The sequence below is a fragment of the Pseudomonas lactis genome (assembly GCF_001439845.1).
In the GTDB taxonomy this organism is placed as follows: Bacteria; Pseudomonadota; Gammaproteobacteria; order Pseudomonadales; family Pseudomonadaceae; genus Aquipseudomonas; species Aquipseudomonas lactis.
In genome coordinates this window covers 235,234-249,062 of record NZ_JYLO01000002.1, presented here as the reverse complement: position 1 = coordinate 249,062, position 13,829 = coordinate 235,234, and the positions used below count along the sequence as shown (strand labels likewise).

Sequence of the window (13,829 nt, the reverse complement as noted above, 5' to 3'; positions counted from 1 at the left end):
ATCCAGGATACCCGCGTTATCGTTGACGTTTTTCGCGAGCGAGCTCGCTCCTACAGGTGGGCCAGGGGTTCAGGGCTCTACCTGGCTCCATTGCTTGCTCAGGCGCTTATCGGAAATCGGTACCTTGGTACCCAACTGCTGGGCAAACAGCGACACCCGGTACTCCTCCAGCCACCAGCGGTACAGCTCCAGTTGCGGGTCGCGCTTGCCTTCCTGGGTGTGTTTGTTCAGGCGGTTCTGGTACTGCGCCCACAAACCGCCCAACTCGCTGCTCCACACACGGTCCTTTTGCACCTGGCTCGGCAGTTTTTCCAGGCGCAGCTCGATGGCCTTGAGAAAACGCGGCAGTTCCTTGAACCACTGGGCCGGGGTTTCCCGTACAAAGCCTGGGTACACCAGGTTGCTCAGTTGCTGCTTGATATCGTTCAAGGCCACGGCCTGGGCCAGGTCGATCTTGCCCTTGAAGCGCTTTTGCAGGCCGTGCCAGAGCTTCAGCACCTCCAGGGTCAGGCGCGCGAGGCGCTCGGCGTGCTCGGTCCAACTGCCGCGCTTGCGTTCAGCCAAGGCTGCCAGGCCAGCGCCATCGCGTGGCAGGCTATCTTCGCCTTCAAGTACACAGGTATCGAGGCTGGCCAGCAGGATGTCTTCGACCAGCGCGTCGATACGCCCCAGTTCACGGTACATGAGGCCCAACTCGGTCAAGCCCGGCAATTTGCCGCGCAGGAATTTCGCCGGTTCCGCCAATTGCTGCATCAGCAGGCGCTGCAAGGCGCGACGGTGCTGGAACTCGGCTTCGGCGGCAGTCGAGAAGCGCCCCTCCTTGACCGCGCCGTTCTCTTCCACCAGGGCCGGGTACACCGTCATCGACAGGCCGGCGATGTTTTGCTGGGTCTTTTGCGCCACCGCCGCAAACACCTTGGCCTCTACCGGTTGCTGGCTTTTCGCGGTTTGCGGCACGGCCAAGGCGGCCTGGCTGGCTTCGGCGAACCGTGCGGTCAGCTCGGCCAGGTCGCGGCCTTCGCCGAGGAACTTGCCCTGGCCGTCGACCACTTCCAGGTTCATCTTCAGGTGGTTTTCCACCTGCTGCGCCGCCTCGGCCCACGCCTCATCGCTGACCCGCGCACCGGTCATGCGCAGCAATTCACGCCCCAGCGCCTGGGGCAACGAGCCCTGGCCGAATTCGATGCGTTGCAGCGCGGCCTTGACGAAGTCCGGCACCGGCACGAAGTTTTTGCGCAGCGCCTTGGGCAAGTTGCGCACCAGGGCGATGCACTTGGCTTCGATCAACCCCGGCACCAGCCACTCCAGGCGCTCGGCTGGCAACGCCGGCAACAACGGCGCCGGCACCCGCAGGGTCACGCCGTCACGGGGGTGGTTGGGTTCGAAGTGGTAACTCAAGGCCAGGGCCAGGTCGCCCAAGTGCAAGGTGTCCGGGTAATGCGCGGCGGTGACTTCACTGGCCTCGCGGGCCAGTACGTCCTCTTCGCGCATGATCAGCAGTTGCGGGTCTTTCTGGCTGTTGACCTTGTACCAACTGTCAAAGGTGGCGGTCTGGTGAATCTCTGCGGGCAAGCGCGCATCGTAGAAGGCGTACAGGGTTTCTTCGTCGGCCAGGATGTCGCGACGGCGAGCCTTGGCTTCCAGCTCATCGAGTTGCTCCAGCAGTTTCTGGTTGGCCGTCAGGCACTTGGCACGGGACTGAATCTCGCCACGTACCAGGCCTTCACGGATAAACAGCTCGCGGGACGCCACCGGGTCAATCGGCCCGTAATGCACCGGCCGGCGCCCGACCACGATCAGCCCGAACAGGGTGATCTGCTCAAACGCCACCACCTGGCCGCGCTTCTTCTCCCAATGGGGTTCGAAGTGGTTTTTCTTGATCAAGTGCCCGGCCAGCGGTTCGATCCAATCGGCATCGATTTTCGCCACCATGCGTGCATAGAGCTTGGTGGTTTCCACCAGTTCGGCGGTCATCAGCCACTGCGGGCGCTTCTTGCCGATGCCCGAAGACGGGTGAATCCAGAAGCGTCGCTGCCGCGCCCCGAGGTAGTCGCCGTCTTCGGTCTTCTGGCCGATCTGGCTGAGCAGGCCGGACAACACGGCTTTATGCAGCTTCGGATAGTCGGCGGGCTCTTTGTTGAGGCTCAGCTGCATGTCGCGGCAGATCAGGCTCAACTGGCGATGGGAATCACGCCACTCGCGCAGGCGCAAGTAGTTGAGGAAGTTTTTGCGACACCAGTTGCGCAACGGGCTGGCGGTCAGTTCCTGGCGCTGCTCCTCGAAACCGCGCCACAGGTTGACCAACCCGGCGAAGTCCGAATCCGGGTCTTTCCACTGTGCGTGGGCTTGGTCGGCCGCTTGTTGACGCTCCGGCGGCCGCTCGCGTGGGTCCTGGATCGACATGGCGCTGGCGACGATCAGCACTTCCTGCAAACTGCCGAGCTTGGCCGCTTCCAGCAACATGCGACCCATGCGCGGGTCCACCGGCAAGCGGGCGAGCTGGCGGCCCAGCGGTGTGAGCTGGCTGTTGCGGTCCACCGCCGAGAGTTCTTGCAGCAGGTTGAAACCGTCGCTGATGGCCTTGCCATCCGGCGGTTCGATAAACGGGAAATCGGTGATCTCGCCCAGGCGCAGGTGCAGCATCTGCAGGATCACGGCGGCCAGGTTGGTACGCAGGATCTCCGGGTCGGTGAATTCCGGGCGCGCGATAAAATCTTCTTCGCTGTACAAGCGCACGCAAATGCCCGGCTCAACCCGGCCGCAACGGCCTTTACGCTGGTTGGCGCTGGCCTGGGAAATCGCCTCGATAGGCAAACGCTGCACCTTGGCGCGGTAGCTGTAGCGGCTGATGCGCGCCGTGCCGCTGTCGATTACATAGCGAATGCCCGGCACGGTCAGCGAGGTTTCCGCGACGTTGGTCGCCAGTACCACGCGCCGGCCCGGGTGGGACTGGAAAATGCGCTGCTGCTCGGCCGGCGACAGCCGTGCGTACAACGGCAAAATCTCGGTGTGTTTGAGCTGGGCCTTGCGCAGCATATCGGCCGCGTCACGAATCTCGCGCTCGCCGGGCAAAAACACCAGCACGTCGCCAGGGCTGCGGCGTTCGCTGCGTTCATAGGCGGCGATTTCATCGAGGGTAGCAAGGATCGCCTGGTCGACAGTCAGGTCGTCCTCGACGCGGTTGCCCTCCTCGTCCTGTTCCAGGGTGAGCGGGCGGTACCAAGTGTCCACCGGGAAGGTACGGCCCGACACCTCGACAATCGGCGCATCGTCAAAATGCTTGGAAAAGCGCTCCAGGTCGATGGTGGCCGAGGTGATGATGACTTTCAGGTCGGGGCGACGCGGCAACAGGGTCTTGAGGTAGCCGAGCAGGAAGTCGATGTTCAGGCTGCGTTCGTGGGCTTCGTCGACGATGATCGTGTCGTAGCGTTCCAGGTAACGGTCGTTCTGGGTTTCGGCCAGCAGGATGCCGTCGGTCATCAGCTTGATCAGGGTGTTGGCATCGCTCTGGTCTTCAAAGCGCACTTGATAGCCGACCAACGCGCCCAGTGGCGTGGCCAGTTCTTCAGCGACGCGACTGGCGACACTGCGCGCCGCAATCCGGCGCGGCTGGGTATGGCCGATCAGGCCGAACTGGCCGCGGCCGATTTCCAGGCAGATTTTTGGCAACTGCGTGGTTTTACCCGAGCCGGTCTCACCAGCGATGATCAGCACCTGGTGTTTGTTCAGCGCGTCCTTGATCTCATCGCGCTTGGCGGCAATCGGCAGGCTGTCGTCATAGCGAATCACCGGCAGGCTGGCGCGCCGCGCCGTGACCTGCGCGCACGATGCCTGCATGCGCGCCACCCACTGCGCCAGCTTCTCCTCGTCGGGCTTCTTGCGCAGCTCAAGCAACTGGCGCCGCAAGCGGTGGCGGTCGGCGAGCATGGCGTGATCGAGGGTTTTGAGCAGTTGGTCGAGGGTGGGTGCTTGGTCTGTCATCAGCTAGTTCGACGGTCATCTATTTATGCACGGCCGGCAAGTGTGGCAGAAAAGCAGCCGAGCGGGCAGCCGGTTGAGCTGCAACGGGAGTAAACCGAACCAAAATGTGGGAGCGGGCTTGCTCGCGAAAGCGGTGGTTCAGTTGATACATCTGTGACTGACACACCGCATTCGCGAGCAAGCCCGCTCCCACAAGGGGGGAATGCGTTACAGAGGGTCTTTTCGGCGGTAGGGGAACACGTCGATCACCTTACCGGCACGAATCGCGTCCTGCAGGCCTTTCCAGTAATCAGCGTTGTACAGCTCGCCATGCAGCTCATCGAACAATCTGCGTTGCCCGGCGTCGGCAAACAGGAACGGCGGGAACTCCTCGGGGAACACATCCAGCGGGCCGATGGAGTACCAGGGCTCGGAGGCCATTTCATCCTCGGGGGTGCGCGGCGCGGGGATATGGCGGAAGTTGGCTTCGGTGAGAAAGCAGATTTCGTCGTAGTCGTAGAACACCACGCGGCCGTGGCGGGTGACGCCAAAGTTCTTCAGCAGCATGTCGCCGGGGAAGATATTCGCCGCCGCCAGTTGCTTGATCGCCAGGCCGTAGTCTTCCAACGCTTCGCGCACCTGGGCGGGGTTGGCGTTGTCGAGGTAGAGGTTGAGCGGGGTCATGCGTCGCTCGGTCCAGCAGTGGCGGATAAGCACGGTGTCGCCCTCTACCTCCACAGTACCGGCGGCGACTTCCAGCAACTCGGCCAGGCACTCGGGCTCGAACTTGCTCAAGGGGAAGCGGAAGTCGGCGAACTCCTGGGTATCGGCCATGCGCCCTACCCGGTCGACGCTTTTTACCAGGCGGTACTTTTCGATCACCGTGGCGCGGTTGACATTTTTTGACGGCGAGAAGCGGTCCTTGATGATCTTGAACACCGTATTGAAACCCGGCAGCGTGAACACGCTCATGACCATGCCACGCACACCGGGGGCCATGATGAACTGGTCATCAGTGGTGGCCAGGTGGTTGATCAGCGCGCGGTAGAACTCGGATTTGCCGTGCTTGTAGAAACCGATGGAGGTGTACAGCTCGGCAATGTGCTTGCCCGGCAGGATGCGCTTGAGAAAGCCGATGAATTCCGCGGGCACGGGCACGTCGACCATGAAATAGGAACGGGTGAACGAGAAGATGATCGACACGTCGGCTTCGTCGGTGATCAACGCATCGATCTGAATGCCACGCCCTTCGCGGTGCAGCAGCGGAATCACCAGCGGCCATTGTTCGTCGCGCGTGTAGATGCGCCCCACGAGGTAGGCGCCTTTGTTGCGGTACAGCACCGAGGAAAACAACTCGACCTTGAGGTCTGGGTCCTTGCACACCCAATCCGGCAGGTTTTCACGCAACTGGGCTTCGAGGCGGCGCAGGTCGGCGGGCAGGTCGGCGTAGGGCTCGCTGAAGCTGTAGTCAGAGAAAACCTGCGCGAGCATGTCCGCTATTTTACCGGCCGGCGTGTAGATACGGGTTTGCGCCGCCCGCGCCCGGCGCAGGCTAGGCCGGGTGGTGTGAATGAACATACAGCCGTCGCTGATCAGGTCATGGCTGAACAGGCCGCAGAAGATCGAGTTGTACCAGGTCTCGGACAGTTCATCGTCAAAACGCAGATCGATCAGGCCGATATAGGCGCTTTTTACCAGGGGCCACTGGCCGATGTCCTGCAACGCCGCAGGGTCAAAACTGGCGCGCAGGCGGGTCGTGACCTCAGCGACCTTCTCTTCATAGAGGTTGATGCGCGCGGCCGACGCGGCCTGCCCCTGCTGCCACTGGGCCTTCTCGAAACGCTCACGGGCGCCATCGGTGATCTGGCGGAAGTGCTCACGGTAATCGTCGAAACCGTCGAGGATCATCCGGGCGATAGCGAGGGCGGACTGCGACATGCGGGAAACCTCGAACGGGTATCTGGAAGCCCAGAGCTTAGCCAGTGAACCGAGGCAGGAGAAGAATGATTTTGCACGGCGGTGAACTGACTGCAATTAGCCATTGTGCCGACCTGCCCGCTGGGCAACACTTCTGCGCCCGATTGGCGTAGGAGTTTTCCGTGAGACCTGTTGACACCCTGTATCTGCTGGGGCTGGCTGCCATCTGGGGCGCGAGTTTCCTGTTTATGCGCATGATCGCGCCGGAAATCGGCACGGTGCCCACCGCGTTCTTCCGCGTGTCGATTGCCGCCGCGGGTTTATTGGTGATCCTGGCGATGATGCGCGTGAGCTGGGATTTCCAGGGCAAGTTCAAAACCGTTTTGCTGCTGGGGGTGATCAACTCCGGGATTCCGGCGACCATGTATTCAGTGGCGGCGCAGGTACTGCCGGCGGGTTATTCGGCGATTTTCAACGCCACCACACCGCTGATGGGCGTGCTGATTGGCGGATTGTTTTTCAGCGAACGCCTGACGCCGTCGAAAATCGCAGGTGTCGCCTTGGGGCTGTTTGGCGTTGCCGTGCTCACGCGTGCGGGGCCGGTGGCCTTTGATCTGGAATTATTGATGGGCGCATTGGCGTGCCTGCTGGCAACCACCTGCTATGGCTTTGCCGGTTTCCTGGCGCGGCGTTGGCTGGACCAGCGCGGCGGGTTGGACAGCCGTCTCTCGGCCTTGGGCAGCATGTTGGGGGCGACGTTGTTTCTGTTGCCGTTCTTTGCCTACAGCGCCATCAGCCATCCACCGGCGAGCTGGGGCGGCTGGCAGGTGTGGTCGTCGCTGCTGGGGCTAGGGCTGGTGTGTACGGCGTTTGCCTACATCCTGTACTTCCGCCTGTTGTCATCCATTGGCCCGGTCAAGTCGATGACTGTGACCTTCATGATTCCGCCGTTCGGCGTGTTGTGGGGGGCGTTGCTGTTGGATGAGCCGTTGTCCATGGCCCATCTGTATGGCGGAGTGTTGATTGCCGGGGCGCTGTGGTTGGTGCTGCGCTGGTCCAAATAACTGCAGGAGCGAGCTTGCTCGCGAAAAACCCGAGAGCACCCTGTTCATTCAGGATGCCCTCGTTATCGTTGACGTTCTTCGCGAGCAAGCTCGCTCCTACAGTGAGTGGTTTTTAGTTTTTACGGAACACGAAGACCAACCCGACGATGATCAACGCCATTCCCAACACGCTCAACAGGGCCAGGCGGTTGCCGAAGATCAGGTAGTCCATCACCGCCGTCACCGCCGGCACCAAGTAGAACAAGCTGGTGACATTCACCAGGTTGCCCCGGGCGATCAGGCGGTACAGCAATAGCGTCGCCAGTACCGACACCACCAGCCCCATCCACAGTACCGGCAGGTAAAAACGCGCACTGTGTTCAAAGTGGAACGGCTGGAACGGCACGAACACCGCGCACAGCAGCAACCCGGCCAGGTATTGCAGTGGCAGCGTGCCCAAGGGATTGTCGGTGATGCGTTTTTGCATGATCGAGCCAAACGTCATGCTCGCCAGCGCCAGCAGCCCGAACAGCATCCCCGCCAGGGACATGCCCGCCAGCCCGATGCCCTGATATACCACCATGATCAAGCCCGCCAACCCCAACCCCAGGCCGAACAGCCGGCGCCAGGAGCGTTGGCGCTCCATCAGTACCACGGTAAGGATCGGCTGCACGCCCATGATGGTCGCCATCACGCCGGGGGTGACGTTGAGGTCCAGGGCCAGCAGATAGAAAATCTGGTAGGCCCCCAGCAATACCAAGCCCGTCGCCGCCGCATACAGCAGGGGTTTGCCGGGACGAGGCAGCTTCAACTTGAGGATGGGTACCAACACCACCAACCCCATCAGGGCGATGGCAAACCGGATCAACAGAAATGCAAAGGGCGAAGCATGGGCCAGGCCCAACTTGGAGAAGATCGCCCCGCTGCTCCACAGCAAGACAAACACGCTCGTCGAGGCCGCCGCGGCCACGGATTGTTTTGAAAGCACAGACATGGTTACCACCTGTTATCAGGCAAAAAAGCCGACTCAGTAAAAAACTGAATTTCAGTAGGTTTTTTTCAGGCAGGCACGGGCAACAGCGAATCGCTGATCAGCCCGAAATGCCAACACCCGGCGGTGCTACGACTGCGTGCACCGGCGTGCTACTGACAGGTGGGGGGTAATGACTGATCTGCGCAGGCTGCTTGCCTCGGCACGGCACGACCACGGCGTTGACCGCTGAATCGACTACCGCTATGCGCTGGGAAGCTGGCATGTGCTGATCTTTTTTGAAGGGACTAAGACGCGACGACTATAACCAGCCGCAAACATACTTTGCAATCCTTTCCCCCTTGCCTTGTACGTGGAGGCGTTTTCATGCCCTGGAACCTGGCCACTCGCTATAATGCTGCCCGGATTTTTCGAAGGATTTCACATGATTGCTTTGCCCTGGCTGTACCTCACCCTACTTTCCATTGGCTATGTCGTGGCCTTGATCTACGGCCAACTGGGCGTACTGGCGGCGGTCTCCATCGCACTGCTGCTGGTGGCCGGGTACGCCGTGCGCCAGCAACGCAACCCTTGGGCGCGCTACCTGGGTCACGGCTTGTTTATTGTCCTGGCCCTGGGCCTGGCGATGCACTGGCTGCCGGGTTTCTATAACGGCCGCGGTATTGCGCCCCAGCGTTTTACTCCGGACTCAGTGCCCTTCTCGATGTACCTGAACCAGGACAAACCCCTGATCGGCTTCTGGCTGTTGCTGGCCTGCCCATGGATTGTGGCGCGACGCTCATTGCGCCTGTCGATCTGCGTCACGGCCGTGGCCCTGACCCTGGCCGCCATCGCCGCCCTGGGTGGCGCAGCGCTGCTAGGGATGATCAGTTGGGCGCCGAAATGGCCGGACGAGGCGTGGCTGTGGGTGTTGAATAACCTGCTGCTGGTGACGTTGGTCGAAGAAGCGCTGTTTCGCGGGTATATCCAGGGCGGCCTGAGCCGACGCTTCAAACACCTGCCCTATGGCGAGAACCTCGCGCTGCTGTTGGCCTCGCTGTTATTCGGCCTGGTGCATTTTGCTGCGGGTTGGCAGTGGATGCTGCTGGCGAGTATTGCCGGCGTGGGTTACGGCCTGGCCTATCGCTTTGGCGGGCTCGGCGCGGCGATTGCCACGCACTTTGGCTTGAATCTGCTGCACTTCGGGTTGTTCACCTACCCGATGCTCGCAGGCTAAACCTTCCTTACTGTAGGAGCGAGCTTGCTCGCGAAGGACTTCAACGCTAACGCGGGCATCCTGAATGAACGCGTTGCCCTTGAGTGTTTCGCGAGCAAGCTCGCTCCTACAGGGGCAACACCGTTCGCAGGATTGTTGCAAAAATAAGTTAAATAAATGCCCCGCATGGCCGATACCCCCTGAAAGCCTTGCGGATTGAACAATCATGCGTAATAACCAACCCGTTACCCAGCGCGAACGTACCTTCCCCGCTCAGCAACGGTTGATCTCCACCACAGATGCCAAGGGTGTGATTACCTACTGCAACGACGCCTTTGTCGAAATCAGTGGGTTCACCCGCGAAGAACTGATCCGCGCCCCACATAACCTGGTGCGTCACCCGGATGTGCCGCCGGCCGTGTTCGCGCATATGTGGTCCACGCTCAAACAAGGCTTGCCATGGATGGGCATTGTCAAGAATCGCTGCAAGACCGGTGACCACTATTGGGTTAACGCCTATGTGACGCCGGTCTTCGACGGCAACCAGGTGATCGGCTACGAATCGGTGCGCATCAAGCCCACCGCCGAGCAGATCCGCCGGGCCGAAGCGCTCTATCAACGTATCAACCAGGGCAAGTCGGCCGTTCCCCAGCGGGACAAGTGGCTGCCGGTGCTGCAGGACTGGCTGCCGTTTATCCTGGTCAGCCAACTGAGCTTCATGATCGGCGCCACCCTCACCTCCCAATGGGGCTTTGCCCTGGCAGCGGCGCTGTCGGTGCCGTTGGGCCTGCTGGGCTTGAGCTGGCAACAGCGCGGTCTCAAGCGTTTGCTGCGCCTGGCCGAACAGACCACGTCCGACCCGTTGATCGCGCAGATGTACACCGACAGCCGTGGCGCACAAGCGCGTCTGGAAATGTCGATCCTCAGCCAGGAAGCGCGTCTGAAGACCTGTCTTACCCGCCTGCAGGACACCGCCGAGCACCTCAACGACCAGGCGGCGCAGTCCAACACCCTGGCGCACAACAGCTCCAGCGGCCTGGAACGCCAGCGCGTGGAAACCGAACAGGTGGCCACTGCGGTGAACCAGATGGCGGCGACCACCCAGGAAGTGGCCAGCCACGTGCAGCGCACCGCCGATGCCACCCAGGAAGCCAACCGCCTGACCGGGCGCGGCCGCGATATCGCCGGGGAAACCCGCGAGGCGATTCAGCGGCTGTCGGTGGCGGTGGGCGAGACGGGTGTGACCGTCACGCAACTGGCCAAGGACAGCGATGAAATCGGCGGCGTGGTTGATGTGATCAAAGGCATCGCCGACCAGACCAACCTGCTGGCGCTCAACGCCGCCATCGAAGCCGCGCGTGCCGGTGAGATGGGCCGTGGTTTCGCGGTGGTCGCCGATGAAGTGCGCCAACTGGCGCAGCGTACGGCCGAATCCACCGGGCAGATCCATACCCTGATTGCCAAGCTGCAACACACGGCGGCTGCCGCCGTGCAAACCATGGACGCCGGGCACCGCCAGGCTGAAGAAGGTGTAGCGCGGGTGATGGAAGCCGACCAGGCCTTGGTGGGCATCAGTGAGGCGGTGGCCAATATCACCGACATGACCACCCAGATTGCTGCTGCTACCGAAGAGCAAAGCGCGGTGGCCGAGGAGATCAGCCGCAATATCAGCACCATTGCGCTGTTGGCGGACCAGACCTCGGAGCAGGCGATGAACTCGGCGCAACTGAGTGAAGAGTTGACGCATACCGCCAATACCCAGTATTCGCTGGTGGAGCGTTTTAACCGCTGAACGGGCTCGTTCCCACGCTCTGCGTGGGAACGCCTCCTGTGACGCTCTGCGTCACAATTTTAGAGGGGGACGCAGAGCGTCCTGGGCTGCATTCCCACGCGGAGCGCGGGAACGATCAACAACCCCTGAGAACCTCAGCGACGCGCACCGCCGCCGCCTCCAGATGCTGCTCATGGCTGAACCCCGAAGCCTTCAGCGGCTTCAAGTCATGATCCCCCGCCACCAGCCACATCACCTCGATACTGTCTGACAAGTCATAACCTTCTACCGCCGCCCGATTGCCCAAGGCATCGCGCTCGCCCTGCACTATCAACGTCGGCGTCTTCAGCGCAGCCAAGTGCTCCACCCGGGGTTTCTCTGGCTTGCCCACCGCATAGAACGGATAGCCCAGGCACACCAACCCATCGGCGCCCAATTCATCGGCCAACAAACTGGCCATCCGCCCGCCCATGGACTTGCCGCCAATCGCCAGTTTCCCAGCGACATGACGTCGCACCTGGGCATACACCTCACGCCACGCCTCCAGCAGTTTCGGCGCCGGATTCGGCGGGCGTTTGCCCCCGTCCAAGCGGCGCTGGGCCATGTACGGGAACTCGAAGCGCAACACGTTCACGCCATGCGCGGCAAGGCGTGCAGCCATGTCGTTCATGAACGCCGAGTCCATCGGTGCGCCGGCGCCGTGGGCTAGGATCAGCGTGACCGGCTCACCCGACGTCGTGCCCGTGGCGACATCCCACAACCAGCCATGTTCCCGTACACACTGCGCCCATTGATCCCCGTCAATACTGGCCTTGTGCTCTTTGCCCATGCTTGCCTCGCTTTTTAGTCTGCCTATAACTCCAGCCCAAGTGCCGCATTTGCTTGGGTTGAACCGTGGATGGGGAACCATGAACACTACTTTAAGTACCGCCTATAACTACAAGGTGGTCCGCCAATTCGCCATTATGACGGTGGTGTGGGGCATCGTCGGCATGGGGCTCGGGGTTTTTCTCGCCGCCCAATTGGTTTGGCCTGCGCTCAACTTCGATTTGCCTTGGACCAGCTTCGGCCGCCTGCGCCCTTTGCACACCAACGCGGTGATCTTCGCGTTCGGTGGCTGTGCGCTGTTCGCCAGCTCCTTTTACTCGGTGCAACGCACCTGCCAGACGCAGCTGTTCGCGCCGAAAGTCGCCGCGTTCTGCTTCTGGGGCTGGCAGCTTGTGATCCTGCTGGCCGCGATCAGCCTGCCACTGGGCTACACCAGCTCCAAAGAATACGCCGAGCTGGAATGGCCGATCGACATCCTGATCACCATTGTCTGGGTCGCCTACGCCATCGTGTTCTTCGGCACGATCATGAAACGCAAGACCAAGCACATCTATGTGGGCAACTGGTTCTTCGGTGCGTTCATCATCACCGTGGCCATTTTGCATATCGTCAATAACCTGGAAATCCCGGTCAGCCTGACCAAGTCCTACTCGCTGTACGGCGGTGCGACGGATGCCATGGTGCAGTGGTGGTATGGGCATAACGCAGTAGGCTTTTTCCTCACTGCGGGCTTCCTCGGCATGATGTACTACTTCGTGCCCAAGCAGGCCGAACGCCCGGTGTATTCGTATCGCTTGTCCATCGTGCACTTCTGGGCGCTGATCACCCTGTACATCTGGGCCGGCCCGCACCACTTGCACTACACCGCTCTGCCGGACTGGGCGCAGTCCCTGGGCATGGTGATGTCACTGGTGCTGCTGGCACCGAGCTGGGGCGGCATGATCAACGGCATGATGACCCTCTCGGGCGCCTGGCATAAGCTGCGCAGCGACCCGATCCTGCGCTTTCTGGTGGTCTCCCTGGCGTTCTACGGCATGTCGACCTTCGAAGGCCCGATGATGGCGATCAAGACCGTCAACGCCCTCTCCCACTACACCGACTGGACCATCGGCCACGTACACGCCGGGGCGCTGGGCTGGGTGGCGATGATCTCCATCGGCGCGCTGTACCACATGATCCCGAAAATCTTCGGTCGCGAGCAGATGTACAGCCTCGGCCTGATCAACGCGCATTTCTGGCTGGCCACCATCGGCACCGTGCTCTACATCGCGTCGATGTGGGTCAACGGCATCGCCCAGGGCCTGATGTGGCGTGCGGTCAACGAAGACGGCACCCTCACCTACTCCTTCGTCGAAACCCTGGTGGCCAGCCACCCAGGCTTCATCGTGCGTCTGGTGGGCGGTGCTATCTTCCTCAGCGGCATGTTCCTGATGGCTTACAACACATGGCGCACCGTGCGTTCGGCGCAACCTGCCGAAGTCACCGCTGCCGCGCAAATGGCCTGAGGAGTCGATGATGAAACACGAAACGATTGAAAAGAACGTCGGCCTGTTGATGCTGCTGATGGTGCTTGCCGTGAGCATCGGTGGCCTGACCCAGATCGTCCCGCTGTTCTTCCAGGACGTGACCAACAAGCCGGTCGAAGGCATGAAGCCCTACACCGCGCTGCAACTGGAAGGCCGCGACATCTACATCCGCGAAGGCTGCGTGCAGTGTCACTCGCAGATGATCCGCCCGTTCCGCGCCGAGACCGAGCGCTACGGCCACTATTCGGTGGCCGGCGAAAGCGTGTGGGACCACCCGTTCCTGTGGGGTTCCAAGCGTACCGGCCCGGATCTGGCCCGCGTCGGCGCACGCTACTCGGACGACTGGCACCGCGCGCACTTATACAACCCGCGAAACGTGGTGCCAGAGTCGAAAATGCCGGCCTACCCCTGGCTGGTCACCGCCGCCGTCGACAGCAGCCACACCGAGACCAAGTTGAAAGTGATGCGCACCCTCGGCGTGCCGTACACCGACGACGACATCAATGGCGCAGTCGCCAGCCTCAAGGGCAAGACCGAGATGGACGCGCTGGTTTCCTACCTGCAAGTGCTCGGCACTGCCATCAAGAGCAAGAGGTGA

General features: G+C 61.6%; 9 protein-coding genes. 5 read left to right on the top strand and 4 right to left on the bottom strand.

Annotated elements, in window-relative coordinates:
* Nucleotides 1–69 precede the first annotated feature (69 nt).
* Both hrpA and aceK read right to left on the bottom strand, forming a co-directional pair.
* A complete protein-coding gene (hrpA, locus tag TX24_RS03985; protein ID WP_057709752.1) occupies nt 70–3,981 on the bottom strand; it encodes an ATP-dependent RNA helicase HrpA in 3,912 nt (1,303 codons plus the stop codon).
* Between the two features lie 207 nt (nt 3,982–4,188).
* Nucleotides 4,189–5,898: a bifunctional isocitrate dehydrogenase kinase/phosphatase gene (aceK, locus tag TX24_RS03980; RefSeq protein ID WP_003193146.1), complete on the bottom strand. Its 1,710-nt coding sequence runs from the start codon at nt 5,896–5,898 to the stop codon at nt 4,189–4,191.
* A gap of 161 nt (nt 5,899–6,059) precedes the next feature.
* On the opposite strand from aceK, the gene TX24_RS03975 reads away from it, so the two are divergent.
* Entirely contained in the window at nt 6,060–6,941 is an 882-nt protein-coding gene (locus TX24_RS03975; protein ID WP_034136157.1) for a DMT family transporter, read from the top strand.
* A gap of 112 nt (nt 6,942–7,053) precedes the next feature.
* Here TX24_RS03975 and TX24_RS03970 read toward each other — a convergent pair whose 3' ends face one another.
* On the bottom strand, nt 7,054–7,914 hold the full coding sequence (locus TX24_RS03970; RefSeq protein ID WP_034136158.1) for a DMT family transporter: 861 nt from the start codon (nt 7,912–7,914) through the stop codon (nt 7,054–7,056).
* A gap of 421 nt (nt 7,915–8,335) precedes the next feature.
* Between TX24_RS03970 and TX24_RS03965 the strand changes: the two genes are divergently transcribed.
* On the top strand, nt 8,336–9,127 hold the full coding sequence (locus TX24_RS03965; RefSeq protein ID WP_003193151.1) for a CPBP family intramembrane glutamic endopeptidase: 792 nt from the start codon (nt 8,336–8,338) through the stop codon (nt 9,125–9,127).
* Nucleotides 9,128–9,332: 205 nt separating this feature from the next.
* Nucleotides 9,333–10,898 carry a methyl-accepting chemotaxis protein gene (locus tag TX24_RS03960; RefSeq protein WP_003193153.1) on the top strand — a complete coding sequence of 522 codons (1,566 nt, stop codon included), beginning with the start codon at nt 9,333–9,335 and terminating at the stop codon, nt 10,896–10,898.
* Nucleotides 10,899–11,013: 115 nt separating this feature from the next.
* Here the strand turns inward: TX24_RS03960 and TX24_RS03955 are convergent, their stop codons facing one another.
* Entirely contained in the window at nt 11,014–11,706 is a 693-nt protein-coding gene (locus TX24_RS03955) for an alpha/beta family hydrolase (protein ID WP_003193156.1), read from the bottom strand.
* Between the two features lie 79 nt (nt 11,707–11,785).
* Here TX24_RS03955 and ccoN point away from each other — a divergent pair, with 79 nt between their 5' ends.
* Both ccoN and ccoO read left to right on the top strand, forming a co-directional pair.
* On the top strand, nt 11,786–13,210 hold the full coding sequence (gene ccoN, locus TX24_RS03950) for a cytochrome-c oxidase, cbb3-type subunit I (protein WP_003193158.1): 1,425 nt from the start codon (nt 11,786–11,788) through the stop codon (nt 13,208–13,210).
* A gap of 10 nt (nt 13,211–13,220) precedes the next feature.
* A complete protein-coding gene (ccoO, locus tag TX24_RS03945) occupies nt 13,221–13,829 on the top strand; it encodes a cytochrome-c oxidase, cbb3-type subunit II (RefSeq protein WP_003193159.1) in 609 nt (202 codons plus the stop codon).